Here is an 18,628-nt window from a genome sequence, read left to right as displayed (position 1 = left end):
GCAGGACGTGTCGTCGCCGGCCGTTACGAGCTGTCCACGCTGCTCGGGCAGGGCGGCATGGGACAGGTCTGGACGGCGTACGACCAGCGGCTGGACCGGCGCGTGGCGGTGAAGCTGCTGCGCCCCGACAAGGTGGCCGGACAGGACGCGGAGGAACTGCGCCGCCGCTTCGTGCGCGAGTGCCGCGTGACCGCGCAGGTCGACCACCCCGGCCTGGTGACGGTGCACGACGCGGGCAGTGAGGGCGAGGAGCTGTTCCTCGTCATGCAGTACATCGACGGCGCCGACCTCTCCGGTCATCTCGCCGAGCGCACCCCGTACCCCTGGCAGTGGGCGGTCGCGGTCGCGGCGCAACTGTGCGCCGTGCTGAGCGCCGTGCACGCCGTACCGATCGTCCACCGCGACCTCAAGCCGCGCAACGTGATGGTGAAGCAGGACGGCACGGTCACCGTCCTCGACCTGGGCATCGCCTCCGTCATGGACACGGACACCACGCGCCTCACCCATACCGGCACCCCGATCGGCTCGCCCGCCTACATGGCTCCGGAGCAGGCGATGGGCGGTGCGGTCGGCCCGTACACCGACCTGTACGCACTCGGCGTGGTCCTGCACGAACTGCTCAGCGGCGACGTGCCGTTCTCCGGCTCCACGGCACTCGGCGTCCTGCACCGGCACCTGTACGAACCGCCGCTGCCGGTACGCCGCATCCGCCCCGAGGTCCCCGAGGCGCTGGAGGCCCTCGTCCTGCGCCTGCTCGCCAAGGACCCGCAGCACCGGCCGGCCTCCGCGCAGGAGGTGTACGAACAGCTGGAGCCGCTGCTGCCCGCGCGCGGCACCCCCACCGGAGCGGCTCTCGACCCCACTCGCCCGTTCCTGCGTCCGCACGCCCCCTGGCCCTACCGTGCGCGCACCCCCGCGCCCCAGCCCGCGCCCGCCACACCCGTCATCGAGACAGCGGGGAACACGGACATCGCCCACGCCGTCGACGAGGTCAAACGGCTCCTCGGCGAGGGCCGCATCACCCAGGCCGTCGACATCCTCGGCGCGATCCTGCCCGCCGCGGCCGAACAGCACGGCGAGCACTCCCCGGTCGTGCGCACCCTGCGCAAGCAGTACGCGGCCACGCTCCTGGACGACGGCCAGTACCGGCGCGCCCTGCCCGAGCTGCGCCGCCTCGCCGACGAACGCGCGGCCGAGGCCGGTCAGGCCGACCCGCAGGCCCTGCGGTTCCGCTACGAGGTCGCCCAGTGCCTGGAACAGCTGGGCGAACCGGCCGCCGCGCTCGCCGAGTACCGGGCGGTGCTGCCGTACTACGAGAACCAGTACGTCGCCGCCGGCGGACCCGAGCTCGCCCATGACGTCCGCCGCCGGATCGGGCACCTCCTGCTCGCCCTCGGCGACCGCGGCGCCGCCCACGACACCCTGGCCCGGCTGCTGCACGACGTGGAGCGCACCCACGGCCCCGGCCACCCGCTGGGCGCGGAGATCCGCCGGACGCTGCAGTGGCTGGGGCAGGTCCGCGGCTGACGGTCGTCCCGGGAGGGGCGCGGCGGTGCCGGACGTCCTGGTGAATCGTTGGTCGAATGGGTTGGCCAGAGCCTGCCCACTGCCTAACATCGATCACCGCAAGACCTTGTGCGCCCGCCCGTCGCCCGACCACCACCCCTGGTGGAGGCGCTGCGCGCCGCACCTGTCGTTGCAATCTCCAACGGGAGGTCCCCTTGCACCGCCGCCGTCGCACCGCGCTCGTCCTCACCGCCGCGATCGCCGCAGCGGCGCCCCTGCTCACCGCCTGCGGAAACGACGCCCATCCCGGCGCGGCGGCCGTGGTCGGCGGCCAGCGGATCACCGTCTCCCAGCTGGAGGAGCGGGTCGGCGAGGTACGCGCGGCCCAGCGCGCGGCCGTGCAGAACGACGCTCAGTACCAGCAGGCCATCGCCAGAACCGGCACCCTCACCCGCGACACCCTGCACACCATGGTCCTCGACCGGGTGCTGCACCGCGCCGCCGAGAACGCCGGTGTGACGGTCACCCGCAGGGAGATGCAGGAGATGCGCTCCGGCCTGGAGGAGCAGGCGGGCGGCGCCAAGGCGCTGGAGACGACCTGGCTCCAGCAGTACGGCATCCCGCCGCAGCGCCTCGAGGAGAACCTCCGCCTCCAGCTGGAGGCCCAGAAGCTCGCCGAGAAACTCGGCACCGACACCAGCCGGCCCGAGTTCTGGAAGGCCCTGTCCGAGGCCTCCGAGGACCTGAACGTCGACCTCAACCCGCGCTACGGCACCTGGAACGTCCAGAAGAGCAGCCGCGCCGACGCCAAGACGCCGTGGGTCCGGGACGTGACGGCGGCCCAGACGCAGCAGAGCATGTAGCGGTACGTCCGCGGGGGCCTGTGGACAACTTCCGGTGCTGTCGGCGGCGTGGGTTAGTTTCGAACCGTGAACGCCAACAGCCCCGAAGCCACCCCGGGCCCCGCCCAGGCCCCTGGCCCCGCCCCGGCCACCGGCCCCGACCAGGCGACCGACCCGGCCCCCGGCCGCATCGTCCTGCTCACCACCAGCCACCGCGTCGCCCCCGGCCTGCTGTCCTGGCCCGCCTGGCAGGCCCTGCACGCGGCCGACCTGGTGCTGTGCGCGGACGGCGCCCACCCGCAGCTGCCCTACCTGCGCGAGGCCGGCATACCGGTGGACGAGGCGTCCCCGGCCGCCGAGGACCTGGTCGACGCCTGCGCCGGCGGCCGCACGGTGGTCGTCGTGGCGACGGGTGAGGGCGAGCCGGCCCTGACGGACGGCCTGGCCCGCCTGGCCGGCGGCGGACGCGTCGCCATGCCCGAGCTGGAGCTGCTCCCCGCCTCCTACGACCTGCCGGGCGCCCGCCTCCTCGACCTCGTCCAGGTCATGGACCGCATCCGCGCCGAGTGCCCGTGGTCGTCCCAGCAGACCCACAAGGGTCTGGCCAAGTACGGCATCGAGGAGGCGTACGAACTCGTCGAGGCGATCGAGGAGGGCGACCGCGACGAACTGCGCGAGGAGCTCGGTGACGTCCTCCTCCAGGTCGTCTTCCACGCCCGGATCGCCGAGGAAGGCCGCCCGGAGGACGGGGAGGACGCCTTCTCCATCGACGACGTGGCCGCCGGCATCGTCGCCAAGCTGATCCACCGCCACCCGCACGTCTTCGGCGACGCGACGGCCACCACGCCCGAGGAGGTCAAGGAACACTGGCTGCGCACCAAGGCGGTCGAGAAGCAGCGGGCCTCGGTCACCGAGGGCATCCCCCTGGGCCAGCCCGGCCTGGCCCTCGCCGCCAAGCTGGCCTCCCGCGCCCGCACCGCGGACCTGGACATACCGCTCCCGCCCGTCGAGGGCATCGGCTACGAGCTGCTGGCCCTGGCGGTCCGCGCGGAGTCGGAGGGCGTGGACCCGGAGGCGGCCCTGAGGGCGGCGGCCCGCGCGTACCGGGACGCCATCCGGGAGGCCGAGGGCTGAGCAGGCTCCGGGGCGGGCGGTGCCCTTCGGGACAGCCGGATACCGTCGGGGAGTGACCGACCAGCCCCAGCCCAGCACACCCGCCGCTCCCGACCTCTTCACCTGGGAGTTCGCGAGCGACCCCTACCCCGCCTACGCCTGGCTCCGCGAGCACAGCCCCGTCCACAGGACGCGGCTTCCCAGCGGTGTGGAGGCCTGGCTGGTCACGCGGTACGCCGACGCCAAGCAGACCCTCGCCGACCACCGTCTCTCCAAGAACCCGGCGCACCACGCCGAGCCCGCGCACGCCAAGGGCAAGACCGGTATCCCCGGTGAGCGCAAGGCCGAGCTGATGACACATCTGCTGAACATCGACCCGCCGGACCACACCCGGCTGCGGCGGCTGGTGTCCAAGGCGTTCACACCCCGCCGTGTCGCCGAGTTCGCGCCACGCGTGCAGGAGCTGACCGACCGTCTCATCGACGGGTTCGCGCAGAAGGGGTCCGCCGACCTCATCCACGAGTTCGCGTTCCCGCTCCCCATCTACGCCATCTGCGACCTGCTCGGCGTCCCCCGCGAGGACCAGGACGACTTCCGCGACTGGGCGGGCATGATGATCCGTCACCAGGGCGGGCCCCGGGGCGGAGTGGCCCGGTCCGTGAAGAAGATGCGCGGCTACCTCGCCGATCTGATCCACCGCAAGCGGGAGGCGCTGCCCGCGGAACCCGCCCCGGGCGAGGACCTCATCTCCGGGCTCATCCGCGCCTCCGACCACGGTGAGCACCTCACCGAGAACGAGGCCGCGGCCATGGCCTTCATCCTGCTGTTCGCCGGTTTCGAGACAACCGTCAACCTCATCGGAAACGGCACCTACGCCCTGCTCACCCACCCCGAGCAGCGCGAGCGGCTCCAGCGGTCCCTGGCCGCCCACGACACCGCGCTCCTGGAGACCGGCGTCGAGGAACTGCTGCGCTACGACGGTCCCGTCGAGCTCGCCACCTGGCGCTTCGCCACCGAGCCGCTCACCATCGGCGGGCAGCGCATCGCGGCAGGCGACCCGGTCCTCGTGGTCCTGGCCGCCGCCGACCGGGACCCGGAGCGGTTCGCGGACCCGGACGTGCTCGACCTCTCCCGCCGCGACAACCAGCACCTCGGTTACGGCCACGGCATCCACTACTGCCTCGGCGCCCCGCTCGCCCGGCTGGAGGGCCAGACCGCGCTTGCCACCCTCCTCACCCGCCTCCCCGACCTGCGGCTCGCGACGGACCCGGCCGAGCTGAGATGGCGCGGCGGCCTCATCATGCGCGGGCTGCGCACGCTGCCGGTGGAGTTCGCGGCGGCCAAGAGTGACGAAACATCAGGACTGTGATCTTCACGTGATCTACGCGGCATGAACTTGTGACAAGTGATCGTCTGCCGATACGTTCACCCATCAGCGCGCCAGGGTCACCTGCGTCGCGCCGGTCACTGCTCCCATGCGAAAGGTCTCCGTATGCTCTCCGGGAACGGTCGGCACCGTCGCCCCCGCCAGGCTCCGGCACTCCTCCTCGCGGCCGGGGTGACCGGCTCCGCCATCGCGATCCCGCTCCTCGGGGCCTCCGGCGCCAGCGCGGCCGACGGCACGACCTGGGACCGGGTCGCGGACTGTGAGACCGGCGGCGCCTGGAGCCAGAACAGCGGCAACGGCTACTACGGCGGCCTCGCGATCTCCCAGGACGACTGGGAGAACCACGGCGGACTCGACTACGCGGCGAGCGCCGACCTGGCCAGCCGCTCCCAGCAGATAGCCGTGGCCGAGAGAATCCTCGCCGACCAGGGGGTCGGCGCCTGGCGCACCTGCGGGCTGCTCTCCGGCCTGGAGCAGGGCAAGGGATCGGACTCCTCCGACTCCTCTGACTCGTCCGGTTCGACGGACTCGTCAGGTTTGCTCGATTCGCTCGGTTCCTCCCCTTCCGGGGATCCCTCCTCTTCTCCGTCGTCGCCTGACACGTCGTCGGCCTCGAAGGGCGAGGCCGGTGAGTCCGGCAAGTCGGGTGAATCCGCGGAATCGTCGCAGAAGCAGCAGCCCGGCAGTTCTCCGTCGGCCACCCCCGAGCGTGACACGTCCAACTCCGAGCGGGGCGACGGCTCCTCGGCGCCGACCGACACGGGCTCCGGCCGGCATCGCGGCCCCAGTGCGGACGAAACCTCGACGCCCGAGAGCGGCCGTACGGACGAGTCCACGGGCCGTCACGCCTCGCGCGGCGACGAGGGTTCCCGTGACGCCTCCGAAGGCGCCTACATCGTGGGTGTCGGTGACAGCCTCTGGTCCATCGCCGACTCCCTTGACATCAGCGGTGGATGGCACGAGCTCTACGACGGCAACAAGAAGGCCGTCGGCGACGACCCGGACCTCATCCGTCCCGGTGAGAAGCTCGCGGTGGAGGGCGAAGCGGACGAGAAGTAGTTGTTCGGGCAGTGCGGAAACGGGGGCGGAAGTCGCCCCGTAACCGCACGAGTTCGCGTCCTGGTTCGCGGCGAATGTCCCATTTGAGGCCCGTGAGAGATAGATCTCAGAAGCCTTGATCGTCTTTGAAATTCCGCGGATCGCGTGTCTACGGTCGTGACCGCTCGTCACCGCGAGCCCCGGCTGCCGCAACGCCGAATCCTGCCAGCGGCCGTACGGGAACAGTCGTCGCGTCAAGCGCCGTAGGCAGGAGCGGGGGACCCAAGGTAGGTGCCCGACCGGCCACTTGTGCCGGAAGGGCTAGGGGTGAAGCCGTGTCCCGGGAGGGGCGCGGCCGGGCAACTCAACCGGCCCGAACCCGACAGCTCACCTCGCAGGCGTCGGTGAGGGGATCTCTCCATGCTGTTTTCCAGCAACGGCAAGCACCGCCGTCCGTCCAAGGCCAGCCGTGCCATCGCCGTCGCCGGTGTCACCGGCGCCGCCGTCGCCGCCCCGCTGATGGCGACCGGCAGCGCCTCCGCCGCCACCACCTCCGAGTGGGACACCGTCGCCCAGTGCGAGTCCGGCGGCAACTGGTCCATCAACACCGGCAACGGCTACTACGGCGGTCTGCAGTTCTCCGCCTCCACCTGGTCCGCGTACGGCGGCACCCAGTACGCCTCGACCGCCGACCAGGCCAGCAAGGACCAGCAGATCCAGGTCGCCGAGAAGGTCCTGGCGAGCCAGGGCAAGGGCGCCTGGCCGGTCTGCGGCAAGGGCCTGTCGGGCGCCTCCACCGGCGGCGGCTCCTCGAGCGACTCCGGCAGCTCCTCGCAGCAGAGCCAGCAGCAGAGCACCGAGTCCCGCGAGACCCAGCAGCCGGCCTCCCGCTCCGACGAGCGCCCGGCCGCCAAGAAGACCGTCACCACCCCGACCGGCAAGAAGGTCAAGAAGGGCGACGGCGAGTACAAGGTCGTCAAGGGCGACACCCTCAGCTCCATCGCCGAGGAGAAGAAGGTCGAGGGCGGCTGGGAGAAGCTCTACCAGCTGAACAAGGACATCGTCGACGACGCCAACCTCATCTACACGGGCCAGCAGCTGCACCTGAAGTAAGCAGCGGTCCGCCCCGTCCCCACGGGCTCCCCGCCCCGGTGCGTCCTCCCCCGTACGCACCGGGGCGGGGTTTTTTTCCGCCGGCCTTCGCGCCCCGGCTTTGTTCCGTTCGGAAACAATTTACTCTCGGTTCTGTCCATGGGGTGGGCGACCCGGTGGCCGATCGCGCCGAGCCGGTTAGGCTCATGTCGCGAGCCACCGGCCCGCACCTCGCAGGGTCCGAGCGGCCCGCGTACCCGCGTCACATCAAGAAGGAGATGCTCGTGCCGTCCATCGACGTCGTCGTAGCCCGGGAAATCCTGGACTCCCGAGGCAACCCCACGGTCGAGGTCGAGGTCGGCCTCGACGACGGCAGCACCGGTCGTGCCGCCGTCCCGTCCGGCGCCTCCACGGGCGCCTTCGAGGCCATCGAGCTCCGCGACGGCGACTCGAACCGCTACCTCGGCAAGGGTGTGGAGAAGGCCGTCCTCGCGGTCATCGAGCAGATCGGCCCGGAGCTCGTCGGTTACGACGCCACCGAGCAGCGCCTGATCGACCAGGCGATGTTCGACCTGGACGCCACCGACAACAAGGGCTCCCTCGGCGCCAACGCCATCCTCGGCGTCTCCCTCGCCGTCGCCCACGCCGCCTCCGAGGCCAGCGACCTGCCGCTCTTCCGCTACCTGGGCGGCCCGAACGCGCACCTGCTGCCGGTGCCGATGATGAACATCCTGAACGGCGGCTCGCACGCCGACTCCAACGTGGACATCCAGGAGTTCATGATCGCCCCGATCGGCGCGGAGTCCTTCTCCGAGGCCCTGCGCTGGGGCGCCGAGGTCTACCACACGCTGAAGAAGGTCCTGAAGAGCAAGGGCCTGGCCACCGGCCTCGGCGACGAGGGCGGCTTCGCCCCGAACCTCGGCTCCAACCGCGAGGCCCTCGACCTCATCCTGGAAGCGATCAAGGAGGCCGGCTACACGCCCGGCGAGCAGATCGCCCTCGCCCTCGACGTGGCCGCGTCCGAGTTCTACAAGGACGGCTCCTACACCTTCGAGGGCAAGACCCGCTCCGCCGCCGAGATGACCGAGTACTACGCCGAGCTCGTCGACGCGTACCCGCTCGTCTCCATCGAGGACCCGCTGTTCGAGGACGACTGGGAGGGCTGGAAGACCATCACCGACAAGCTCGGTGACAAGGTCCAGCTCGTCGGCGACGACCTGTTCGTCACCAACCCCGAGCGCCTCGCCCGCGGCATCGAGGAGAACGCGGCCAACGCGCTCCTGGTCAAGGTCAACCAGATCGGTTCGCTCACCGAGACCCTGGACGCCGTCGAGCTGGCCCAGCGCAACGGCTTCAAGTGCATGATGTCCCACCGCTCCGGCGAGACCGAGGACGTCACCATCGCCGACCTGGCCGTCGCCACCAACTGCGGCCAGATCAAGACCGGCGCCCCGGCCCGCTCCGAGCGCGTCGCCAAGTACAACCAGCTGCTGCGTATCGAGGAGATCCTCGACGACGCCGCGGTGTACGCCGGACGCAGCGCGTTCCCGCGGTTCCGCTCCGCCAACCAGTAAGCACAGCGAGGGCTGAGGCACGGCCCCCGTAAGGAAGCGTCGTACGTACGTCCCCGTACTCGGTCCCGTACCGTGTGCGGGGACGTACGCGCATCGGACGTGAGCGGGAGGCGGGCAGACATGGCCGTGAAGGACCGGGACCGGTTCTCCACCGCGACCAGGATCCGGCTGCTCGGAGAGCAGACCGCGGCCCGGGTCTACCGCTCCCAGACCCGGCGCCAGGCCCGCCGCTCCCGGCTGACCGGCCGGGCCGCGCTGCTCGCCCTGGTGATGTGCTCGCTGATCGTGGCGCTCGCCTACCCGATGCGCGAGTACGTCTCGCAGGGCGCCGAGATCGACGACCTCCAGAAGGAACAGCGGCAGGCACGGGAGCGCGTCGAACGGCTGCGCGACCAGAAGGCGCGCTGGCAGGACGACGCGTACGCCGAGCAGCAGATCCGGCAGCGGTTGCACTACGTCATGCCGGGGGAGACGGGATTCATCGTCGTCGACCCGCACGCGGCGAAGCAGTCGCGCACCGACCTCGGGGCGGCCGACCGCCCCTGGTACTCCAACGTCTGGGACGGCGTCGACAAGTCCGACGCCTCCGGTCAGTGACCTGAACCCCCCAGCCGACGATCAGAGAAAGACAGCCTGAACACAGTCATGGAAACGCCCCCGCCGACCACCCCGCGCACCGAGCCCACCGACGCGGACGTCGAGGCCTTCAAGCAGCAGCTCGGTCGGCCCCCGCGCGGTCTGCGCGCGATCGCGCACCGGTGCCCGTGCGGGCAGCCCGACGTCGTCGAGACGGCACCGCGGCTGCCGGACGGCACGCCCTTCCCCACGCTGTACTACCTGACGTGCCCGCGCGCCGCCTCGGCGATCGGCACGCTGGAGGCGAACGGCGTGATGAAGGAGATGACCGAACGGCTGGCCGCGGACCCGGAGCTGGCGGCGGCCTACCGGGCGGCCCACGAGGACTACATCAGGCGCCGCGACGAGATCGAGGAGCTGAAGAACTTCCCCAGCGCGGGCGGCATGCCGGACCGGGTGAAGTGCCTGCACGTGCTGGTGGCGCACTCGCTGGCCGCGGGCCCCGGGGTGAACCCCCTCGGGGACGAGGCGATCGCGATGCTGCCGGAGTGGTGGCAGAAGGGCCCGTGTGTGACGGCCGTCGAGGAGGACGCCCAGTGACCCGTGTCGCCGCCGTGGACTGCGGTACGAACTCCATCCGCCTGCTGGTCGCGGACGCCGACCCGGCCACCGGCGAGCTGGTCGATCTGGACCGCCGGATGACGATCGTGCGGCTCGGGCAGGGCGTCGACCGCACCGGCCGGCTCGCTCCCGAGGCGTTGCAGCGGACCTTCGCGGCGTGCCGCGAGTACGCCGGGATCATCAAGGAGCACGGGGCGGAGCGGCTGCGGTTCGTGGCGACCTCCGCCTCCCGGGACGCCGAGAACCGGGACGAGTTCGTGCGCGGCGTGCTGGACATCCTGGGCGTCGAGCCCGAGGTGATCTCCGGGGACCAGGAGGCCGAGTTCTCCTTCACCGGCGCCACCAAGGAGCTCGCCGGGCGCGACCACCTCGCGAAGCCCTACCTCGTCGTGGACATCGGCGGCGGCTCCACCGAGTTCGTGGTCGGCGACGACCGGGTGCGCGCGGCGCGCTCGGTGGACGTCGGCTGCGTCCGCATGACCGAGCGGCACCTGGTCCGGGACGGGGTGGTGAGCGACCCGCCCACCGAGGAGCAGATCGCGGCGATGCGGGCGGACATCGAGGCCGCCCTCGACCTCGCCGAGGAGACGGTCCCGCTGCGCGAGGCCCGCACGCTGGTCGGCCTGGCCGGGTCCGTGACGACCGTGTCGGCGATCGCCCAGGAGCTGCCCGAGTACGACTCGGAGGCCATCCACCACTCCCGCGTCTCCCACGAGAAGGTCCGCGAGATCACCGAGTGGCTGCTGCGCTCCACGCACGCCGAGCGCGCGGCCGTGCCCTCGATGCACCCGGGCCGGGTCGACGTGATCGGCGCGGGGGCCCTCGTACTCCTGTCGATCATGGAGCGGATCGGCGCGGAGGAGGTCGTGGTGAGCGAGCACGACATCCTCGACGGCATCGGCTGGTCTTTGGCTTGACCGCCCTACAGGTTGCGGTAGACGTCCCGCCGGTCGCCCACCTTGACGACGAGGATGACCAGCTCACCATCGTTGATCTGGTAGGCGACCCTGTAGCTTCCGACCCTCAGCCGGTAGAGCCCGGACGGACCGGTGAGTTTCTTGACGTCGGCGTCCTCGCGGTACGGGTCGTCACCGAGCGCGGTCAGCGCGGTCAGGATGCGCATGGCGTCGAGCCGGCTGATGGCCCGCAGTTGCCGCTGCGCCGCCGTGGTGAACCGGAAGGCGTACTTCACGCCGCATCGCCGTTGCGCTCGGTGAACAGGTCTGCCAGCAGTTCCGCCATCGTTACCGTGGGGCCGCCCTCGGCCAGAACTGCTTCGGCTTCGCGCGCCAGCATGACGTCGGCCGCTTCCTCCAGTGCGTCGAAGTCAGCGATCGGGACTACGGCTGCCACCGGAGCGCCGTTGCGCGTGATGACGGTCGGAACGCCTTCCTCGGCCCGGTTGATGTGGTCGGCGAGATGCGCGCGGGCTTCCCGTACGGTCACGGTGTTCTCAGTCATGAAACCAGTGTACGCATTAGCGTGTACACGCGACTCGATTCAGGGAGTCGCGTTCGCGAGCCATGCTCGACGGCATCGGCTGGTCGCCGGCTCAGGCCGCTTCTGAGCAGGCATGGATCACGAATGAGCGTCTCCGGGGGGCTCGCACGGGCCCCTCGGAGACAGCCCGTCGGAAAAGTTCGTGAAGTTCTTCACAAGGAATTCGGCCCTCCTGAGCGACAACAAGGGGGCGGTTGACCCATCTGGGGGCCCAATCGGCCCTTGAACGCGTTCAGAAGCGTGATAAGGGGGTGTGTCGGAGAGGGTCCGGAACGGTGCTCCGACGACACCTCACGGAGCCCTCGCCGGGCCAGAGAGGCAGCTCACGCGGCATTGACAACGGTCCGCGCTGCACAAAGGATCCCGGTTGTCACCATGACATGGATCACGCGAGCGGCGGAGGATAACACACCCCATGTCGGAGCTTGTGAAGGGGCGCACGAGCCACCCCCCTGAGGCGGGTGGATACTCGATGGCATGAGCACCACGGAGCGTCCCAGGATCCTCGTAGTAGGCGGTGGGTACGTAGGCCTGTACGCAGCTCGGCGCATCCTCAAGAAGATGCGTTACGGCGAGGCGACCGTCACGGTCGTCGACCCCCGGTCGTACATGACCTACCAGCCCTTCCTCCCGGAAGCCGCCGCCGGCAACATCTCCCCGCGCCACGTCGTCGTCCCGCTGCGACGCGTGCTGCCCAAGGCGGAGGTTCTCACCGGCCGGGTCACCACCATCGACCAGGACCGCAAGGTCGCCACCGTCGCCCCGCTGGTCGGCGAGGCGTACGAGCTGCCCTTCGACTACCTCGTCGTCGCGCTCGGCGCGGTCTCCCGTACCTTCCCGATCCCCGGCCTCGCCGAGCAGGGCATCGGTATGAAGGGCGTCGAGGAGGCCATCGGCCTGCGCAACCACGTCCTCGAGCAGCTCGACAAGGCCGACTCCACGACCGACGAGGAGATCCGCCGCAAGGCCCTCACCTTCGTCTTCGTGGGCGGCGGGTTCGCCGGTGCGGAGACCATCGGCGAGGTCGAGGACATGGCCCGGGACGCCTCCAAGTACTACAAGAACGTGTCCCGTGAGGACATGCGCTTCATCCTCGTCGACGCCGCCGACAAGATCCTCCCCGAGGTGGGTCCCAAGCTCGGCAAGTACGGCAAGGAGCACCTCGAGGGCCGCGGTGTCGAGGTCTACCTGTCCACCTCCATGGACTCCTGCGTCGACGGCCACGTGGTGCTGAAGAACGGCCTCGAGGTCGACTCCAACACCATCGTCTGGACCGCCGGCGTCAAGCCCAACCCGGTCCTGTCCCGCTACGGCCTGCCCCTCGGGCCCCGCGGCCACGTCGACTGCGCGACGACGCTCCAGGTCCAGGGCACCGACTACATCTGGGCCGCGGGCGACAACGCCCAGGTGCCGGACCTCGTCGGCCGCAAGGCCGGCAACGAGAACGCCTGGTGCCCGCCGAACGCCCAGCACGCGCTGCGTCAGGCCCGCGTCCTCGGCGACAACGTCCTGTCCGGCATGCGGGGCTTCCCGCAGAAGGACTACTCGCACGCCAACAAGGGTGCGGTGGCCGGTCTCGGCCTCCACAAGGGCGTCGCGATGATCGTCATGGGCAAGATGAAGATCAAGCTCAAGGGCCGTCTCGCCTGGTACATGCACCGTGGCTACCACGGCCTGGCGATGCCGACCTGGAACCGCAAGATCCGCGTCTTCGCCGACTGGACGCTCGGCATGTTCCTCAAGCGCGAGGTCGTCTCCCTCGGCGCGATGGAGACCCCGCGCGAGGAGTTCTACGAGGCCGCCAAGCCGGCCCCGGTGGCCGCGCCGCCGAAGGAGAAGACCGCGGAGAAGGCTGCGGAGAAGACCGAGGAGAAGGCCAAGGCCTCCTGACCGACGGTCACGCACCTCCCCGAAGGGGCCGCCCGCCATCCGTGGTGCGGGCGGCCCCTTCGGTGTGTGTTCCCGGCGCACCGGCCAAGGCCCTCGTTCCCGCGGCACCGCGCGGCGCCGTTGCACCGGGGGGTGTCGGCTTCCGAAGAACGCCGTGTCCGTAAGTCCCCGCACGTGTACGGTGTGTCACGACTTCAGGGGGGGACTCGCCCGGCGCACCCGCGCCGTGACACCGGCGCGCACGTGCGCCCGGGGGGCTCGGGCGATCACAACGGGGTGGGCATGAAGCTGGAACTGGAACTCGCGGACGCGGTGGCCGCGTTGCGCGACGAACTGGTGCAAGCCGTGACGCGCGGCGCCGGGCAGGACCTCGCCTTTCGAGTGGGTCCGATAGAGCTGGAGTTCAGCGTCGAACTGCGCCAGGACGCCCGGGCGAAGGCCGGCTTCAAGGCATGGGTGGTGTCCGGTGACGCCGAAGCGGGTGCCGCGCGGGGGCGCACGCACAGGGTGACGGTGACGCTGACGCCGAAGAGCGGCGACGGCCGGGAGGACATCCTGGTGGCCGAGAAGCGCCGGTCGGCGTTCCCGGGCCCGGGCGACGTGTCCGGGCGCATCCAGAACTGACGTTCCTCACAGCGGGACCTGTCACCTCTCCAGCGGTGGAGAGGAACGTACGTATGGGCGAGTGGGGGATGGCGTGAACGGTGACCTCGTCGTTGGTGTGGACGGGCCTTCGGGCAGGGGATCGGGCTATGTGGTCGGGCCGCGACTGGTGCTGACCTCCGGGCATGTCGTGCCCGAACCGGGCGGGACAGTCACCTTCTTCCACCCCGGCAGACCCGGGCAGTACCCGGCGACGGTGGTCTGGCGGGGGACGCCGGGAGGACGGGACGACGCGGCCCTGCTCCGTATCGACGGCCAGTACCCGGCCGAGGGACAACAGCCCTGGCCGGGGAGGCCGGTGCGGTGGGGCCACCTGGTCACCCACCGGCCGGCCGTAGGGTGTGAGACGCGCGGTCTGCCGAGCGTCGTGCAGCGTGACCAGGTGGCCGAGTTGCTGCACCTGGAGGGGACCGTCAACAGGGCGGACCGCTCCGTCAACAACCGCTACCTCATGCGGGTCACCGAACGCGTCGAGCCCCGCGTCGGCCCGGACGGCCATCCCGCCTCACCGTGGGCCGGCCTGTCGGGCGCGCCCATGTTCTGCGGTGCCCTCCTCACCGGGGTGATCTCCACCGACTTCGGCGGATTCACCCACACGCGCCTGGATGCGGCACCCGCCTACGTCCTGATGGCGGACCAGCGCTTCCGTGCGGTCCTGGCGGAGCACGGGCTGAGCACGCTCCTGGAACCCGTGGAGTGGCAGACCCTGCCCGAACCCCCGCCGGCGCCGACGCGCGACGGCCTGCTCGGATCCCCCGCCGCCCTCCTGGAGGCACACCGCGCGGTCGTACCGTTCCGGGGCCGTACCCGACTGCTGGACGAACTGCTGAACTGGTGCGCCGACCCCGGCCTCGGCGTGCGCCTGATCCATGGACCGGCGGGACAGGGCAAGACCCGCCTGGCTCACCAGCTGGCCGAGCGGCTGACCGGCGAGGAGGGCTCCCGCTGGTCGGTGCTGTGGCTGTCCGGGCAGGCCCCGATCGGCGACCTGGCGGAACTCAGGGACGCGGCCGTCCCTCTGCTGGTGATCATCGACTACGCCGAGACCCGTCCCGAGCAGCTCACCGCTCTCCTGGACGTCCTCCTGCGGCACCCGACTGCCACGCCGTTGAAGCTGCTCCTGCTCGCGCGCACCAGGGGCGACTGGTGGACGTCGGCCCGAAGGGCACGGCGCCAGAGCCAGGAGCTGCTGGACACGGCCGCCGTGACCGAGCTCGAGCCACTGGACACCGTTGACCGTGCCACGGCGTACGCACAGGCGGTGCAGGCCCTCTCCCGGGCCCTGCACCAAGTGCGTGGGCAGCGACTGCGCAAGTGGGAACGGGTGGCCGAGGGCCTGTCCGGACCGCCGGAGAGCCGGTTGAACGCTCCGGGCATGGACGTGGCGCTCACCCTCCACATGACCGTCCTGGCCGACCTGCTGGACGCCGCGGACCGGCCCGTACGTGCCAGGGCGAGGGAGACCGACGACGCACCCGTGGAAGAGCGGCTGCTGGACCACGAGATCCGCTACTGGGAGAACGAGAGCGAACGACGCGGTGCGAAGCTCCCGTGGGAAACGCTCTCCCAGGCCCTGGCCGCGGCGTTCCTGTGCGGCGCAGACGACGACTGCCAGGCGGACGACCTGCTGCGCCGGGTGCCCCCGCTGGCCGGCGCGGACGCGGAACGCGAGCACGTCAGCGCCCTGATCGCCGGGCTCTACCCGCCGGGTGAAGGGAGACACTGGGGGACGCTCCAGCCGGACCGACTGGCCGAGTACTTCGTCGGCCGGCAACTGCTGACCAGGCGACGTCTCCCGAAGGCACTGCTCGGGACAGGCACGCCTCCGGGTGACCGGAGCGCCGGCGCCCTGACCGAGGCGCAGCGCGTACAGATGCTGACCGTCTACACGCGCGCCGCCGCCCACCCCGCCCACCACGGGCTCCTCGACGGCCCCCTCACCGACCTCTGCGTCAGCCGCCACGATGTGCTCACGCAGGCCGCGATCGACGTCGCCACCCGGGTGGAGCGGCCGGAACCGCTGGTCGGTGCCCTGGAGCGGATCGCCCAGGAGTGCGCGGCGACGCCAGGCGAGCTGGGCCCTCTGGCCGAGCGTCTGCCGCGGCCCACGCACACGCTCGCCCCGTTGGCGCTGAACGTGACCGAGCGGCTCGTCGGGATCCACCGCGCACAGGCCGAGCACGACCCGGAACACCGGGCTGAACTGGCCCTGGCGCTGCGCCGGCTCACCGGCCGCCTCGGTGACATGGGCCGCAGGCGGGAGGCGTACGAGGCCGCCGCCGAAGCCGTACGCCTCTACAAGCGGCTGGCCGAGGAGGACCCGGCGGCGTTCCGCGCCCACCATGCCACCAGCCTGCGCAACCTGTCGGTCATGCTCAGCAAGCTGGGGCGGCGCAAGAAGGCTCTGAAACGCGCTGCCAAGGCGGTACGCATCCTGCGCGCGTCGGCCGCCTCCGACGCCGGAGACCCCAAGGACCTCCTGGCCCACGGCCTCGAGGCCGTCGCCACCGCCGAAGCGGAGCTGGGGCGTCCGCAGGAGGCGCTCACGTCGATCGCGGAGGCGGTCGGGATCCGCCGCGGCCTGGTCGAGGAACACGGCGACGAGTTCCGGCCCAGCCTGGCCGCGGCCCTGAACGACCACGCCACCTGGCTCAAGGAGTGCGGGCGCGTCGAGGAGGCGCTGACGGCGAGCGAAGAGGCCGTGGGCGTCTACCGGTCGCTGGCCGAGCGGCGACCTGACGCCTACCGTGCCGCCCTGGCGATGGGGCTGGGCACGCACTCCATCTGCCTGCACCTCATGGGCCGCCCCAGAGAGGCGCTGAAGGCGGCACACGAGGCGGTCGGGATCCGGCGCCGGCTCGCCGAGGAGCGCCCCGGCACCTACCGCGCCGACCTCGCCCTCAGCCTGAACTCCCTGGCGATCGACCTCGACGGCGTGGGGCGGCCGGACGAGGCCGTGCAACCGGCTGCCGAAGCGGTCAGCCTCTACCGGAGTCTGGCCGAGAAGGACCCGAAGGCGTTCGTCCACCAGCTGGCCAACGCGCTGAACACCTATGCCAACCAACTGCACGACACAGGGCGCGTGGAGGAGGCTCTGACAGCCGCCGAGGAGTCGGCCGCCCGCTACCGGAGCCTCGCCGAGGCGGAACCGGACAGGTTCACCGCCGATCTCGCCATGAGCCTGATGACCCTCGCCAGTCAGTTGCGGGAGAGTGGGCGGCAGGAGGAGGCACTGGAAACCCAGCGGGAATCGGTCGCCCTGCACCGCCGGCTGGCCGAGCGGCAACCGGGGGTGTTTCGGCACGACCTGGCGTCGGCTCTGAACAACCTGTGCCTGCTGCTGAGCACGACGGGAAGCCCCGACGCGGCCCTGGCGGCGGTGAACGAGGCGGCCGATATCCAGCGCGACCTGATGGAGAGCGGCTCCACCGGCCGCGCACGACCCTCCCTGCCCACAGCCCTGATGAACAAGATGAGCTGTCTGTGCGACCTGGGACGTGAGCAGGAGGCCGTGCCCGTGGCCGAGGAGGCGGTGGAACACTACCGCCGTCTGGTCGAGGACGACCCGGACCTCTACGAACCGCAGCTCGCCACTGCCCTGTCCGCGCGGTGGGGAGTCTTGTACAGAGTGGGCCGCACGGAGGAGGCTCTGACGGCGCTGACCGAGTCGGTCGGGATCCGCGGGCGCCTGCTGGACCAGGACGACGCGGCCCAGCGCCCGGCATACGCCGACCAGCTGCACCTCCTCGGCAGTCAGCTCTCCGCCGCCCACCGCCACGACGAGGCGGTGGACGCCCTGCGCAAGGCCGTAGCCGTCCGCCGCGGGCCGGCACAAGAGGATCCCACCCGGCAGCTGCCGCAGCTCGCCCTGTCCCTGGCGACGCTCGGGACGACGCTGATGAGGGCGGGGCTGCGCCGGGAGGCACTGCCGGTCGCCGAAGAAGCGGTCGAGTTGCTGAGCGGTCCGGCACAGCAGGACGAGACCCATCGACCACTCCTCGCCGAAGCGCTGTGCACCCTGGGCGTCCTTCAGCACACCGCCGGACGGGAGGAGGCCCGGCACACCCTCCGGCGGGCCGTCCGCGTCTGCGGCGAACTGCCCCGCACAGACCTGCGCGAGACCCTTCGTCACGTGTCTCTCCACGCTCTGGGACTCTGCCTGGCGGATCAGGGCGAGGCTGCCGAAGGCCTGTCCCTCGTCACACGGGCCGTCGGTGTCGCCCGCGACCTGGCCCGGATCAACCCCGCGTACGAAGCCCTGTCGGCCGGGTCGCTCACCACCCTCTCCCGGCTGTCGGCAGCCGACCCGCTGGTGTGCGGGGAGGCCCTGACGATCTCCGGCGAGGCGGTCGCGATCAGCGAGCGGCTGGTGGAATCCGATCCGCTGACCCACAACACTCTCCTCGCCTGGGCGCTGCCGGACCACGGCCTCCGCCTGGCTGAGGCCGGCCGGTACGAGGAGGCGCTGGACGCCACCGCGCGGGCGGTCGACCTGAGCCGCCGACTGGTCGCGGATCACCGCACCGCCCACACGGACAACCTCGCCTTCTCCCTGTACGCGTACGCCAGGAGCCGGTTGGTCTCGGACACCGAAACGGAGCAAGCCAGGAGCGCCATCGAAGAAGCCCTTCCGGTGTGGGAAGCGTTCGCCGAGGAGGAGCCCGGCCTCGTCGCGCCGTACCTCGACTCTGTGCGGGACACCTTCGCGCGGCTGGCCGGTGGGGCCGCGCCCGGTCGGTCGGGATGGGAGGCAAAGGAGCGTTTTTGCCCAGATGTAACGCGCGCCGGGGAGTGCGGCTGAGCCCTACGGTGTTTACGTGGTGCTG

General features: G+C 71.2%; 15 protein-coding genes and 1 riboswitch. Of the genes, 13 read left to right on the top strand and 2 right to left on the bottom strand.

Going from position 1 to position 18,628, the window contains the following annotated elements; all coding sequences use genetic code 11:
- Positions 1 to 30 precede the first annotated feature (30 nt).
- The 10 genes from SSQG_RS15740 (at position 31) to SSQG_RS15695 (ending at position 10,666) form a co-directional block, all read left to right on the top strand.
- The gene (locus tag SSQG_RS15740) at positions 31 to 1,527 is read left to right on the top strand and encodes a serine/threonine-protein kinase (RefSeq protein WP_276327120.1); all 1,497 of its coding nucleotides are present in this window, start codon (positions 31 to 33) and stop codon (positions 1,525 to 1,527) included.
- A gap of 194 nt (positions 1,528 to 1,721) precedes the next feature.
- Positions 1,722 to 2,369, top strand: a complete 648-nt coding sequence (locus SSQG_RS15735) for a SurA N-terminal domain-containing protein (protein WP_003990777.1) — start codon at positions 1,722 to 1,724, stop codon at positions 2,367 to 2,369.
- 66 nt (positions 2,370 to 2,435) lie between these two features.
- On the top strand, positions 2,436 to 3,482 hold the full coding sequence (locus SSQG_RS15730) for a nucleoside triphosphate pyrophosphohydrolase (protein WP_003990776.1): 1,047 nt from the start codon (positions 2,436 to 2,438) through the stop codon (positions 3,480 to 3,482).
- A gap of 52 nt (positions 3,483 to 3,534) precedes the next feature.
- Complete coding sequence (locus SSQG_RS15725; RefSeq protein WP_003990775.1) at positions 3,535 to 4,830, top strand: cytochrome P450 family protein; 1,296 nt, start codon at positions 3,535 to 3,537, stop codon at positions 4,828 to 4,830.
- A gap of 123 nt (positions 4,831 to 4,953) precedes the next feature.
- A complete protein-coding gene (locus SSQG_RS15720) occupies positions 4,954 to 5,907 on the top strand; it encodes a transglycosylase family protein (protein WP_003990774.1) in 954 nt (317 codons plus the stop codon).
- A gap of 228 nt (positions 5,908 to 6,135) precedes the next feature.
- A riboswitch (cyclic di-AMP (ydaO/yuaA leader) is annotated at positions 6,136 to 6,302 on the top strand.
- A 4-nt stretch (positions 6,303 to 6,306) separates the two neighbouring features.
- Complete coding sequence (locus SSQG_RS15715) at positions 6,307 to 6,999, top strand: transglycosylase family protein (protein ID WP_003990773.1); 693 nt, start codon at positions 6,307 to 6,309, stop codon at positions 6,997 to 6,999.
- A 263-nt stretch (positions 7,000 to 7,262) separates the two neighbouring features.
- Positions 7,263 to 8,552 carry a phosphopyruvate hydratase gene (gene eno / locus SSQG_RS15710; RefSeq protein ID WP_003990772.1) on the top strand — a complete coding sequence of 430 codons (1,290 nt, stop codon included), beginning with the start codon at positions 7,263 to 7,265 and terminating at the stop codon, positions 8,550 to 8,552.
- A 120-nt stretch (positions 8,553 to 8,672) separates the two neighbouring features.
- Positions 8,673 to 9,149 (top strand): FtsB family cell division protein, encoded by a 477-nt coding sequence (locus SSQG_RS15705; protein ID WP_039932825.1) that lies wholly within the window; start codon positions 8,673 to 8,675, stop codon positions 9,147 to 9,149.
- Positions 9,150 to 9,197: 48 nt separating this feature from the next.
- Positions 9,198 to 9,728, top strand: a complete 531-nt coding sequence (locus SSQG_RS15700; RefSeq protein ID WP_003990770.1) for a DUF501 domain-containing protein — start codon at positions 9,198 to 9,200, stop codon at positions 9,726 to 9,728.
- Positions 9,725 to 10,666 (top strand): Ppx/GppA phosphatase family protein, encoded by a 942-nt coding sequence (locus SSQG_RS15695; protein WP_003990769.1) that lies wholly within the window; start codon positions 9,725 to 9,727, stop codon positions 10,664 to 10,666. The genes SSQG_RS15700 and SSQG_RS15695 overlap by 4 nt, the downstream gene beginning before the upstream one ends.
- Positions 10,667 to 10,671: 5 nt before the next feature.
- On the opposite strand, the gene SSQG_RS15690 is transcribed toward SSQG_RS15695, so the two are convergent.
- Together SSQG_RS15690 and SSQG_RS15685 are read right to left on the bottom strand one after the other, a co-directional pair.
- Positions 10,672 to 10,941: a type II toxin-antitoxin system RelE family toxin gene (locus SSQG_RS15690; RefSeq protein WP_003990768.1), complete on the bottom strand. Its 270-nt coding sequence runs from the start codon at positions 10,939 to 10,941 to the stop codon at positions 10,672 to 10,674.
- The gene (locus tag SSQG_RS15685; protein ID WP_003990767.1) at positions 10,938 to 11,210 is read right to left on the bottom strand and encodes a type II toxin-antitoxin system Phd/YefM family antitoxin; all 273 of its coding nucleotides are present in this window, start codon (positions 11,208 to 11,210) and stop codon (positions 10,938 to 10,940) included. The genes SSQG_RS15690 and SSQG_RS15685 overlap by 4 nt, the downstream gene beginning before the upstream one ends.
- Positions 11,211 to 11,726: 516 nt before the next feature.
- Here SSQG_RS15685 and SSQG_RS15680 point away from each other — a divergent pair.
- The 3 genes from SSQG_RS15680 to SSQG_RS43450 all read left to right on the top strand — a co-directional run bounded on the left by SSQG_RS15680 (position 11,727) and on the right by SSQG_RS43450 (position 18,603).
- Entirely contained in the window at positions 11,727 to 13,139 is a 1,413-nt protein-coding gene (locus SSQG_RS15680; protein ID WP_078506858.1) for an NAD(P)/FAD-dependent oxidoreductase, read from the top strand.
- Between the two features lie 282 nt (positions 13,140 to 13,421).
- On the top strand, positions 13,422 to 13,763 hold the full coding sequence (locus SSQG_RS15675; RefSeq protein ID WP_086025096.1) for a trypco2 family protein: 342 nt from the start codon (positions 13,422 to 13,424) through the stop codon (positions 13,761 to 13,763).
- A 130-nt stretch (positions 13,764 to 13,893) separates the two neighbouring features.
- Positions 13,894 to 18,603, top strand: coding sequence for a tetratricopeptide repeat protein (locus tag SSQG_RS43450; protein WP_052310290.1), 4,710 nt, complete (start codon positions 13,894 to 13,896; stop codon positions 18,601 to 18,603).
- The last annotated feature ends 25 nt before the right edge of the window (positions 18,604 to 18,628 follow it).

It is taken from the genome of Streptomyces viridochromogenes DSM 40736 (assembly GCF_000158955.1).
Lineage (GTDB): Bacteria > Actinomycetota > Actinomycetes > Streptomycetales > Streptomycetaceae > Streptomyces > Streptomyces venetus.
The sequence above is the reverse complement of the archived record's forward strand: the minus strand, read 5'-3'. Positions and strand labels throughout refer to the sequence as shown.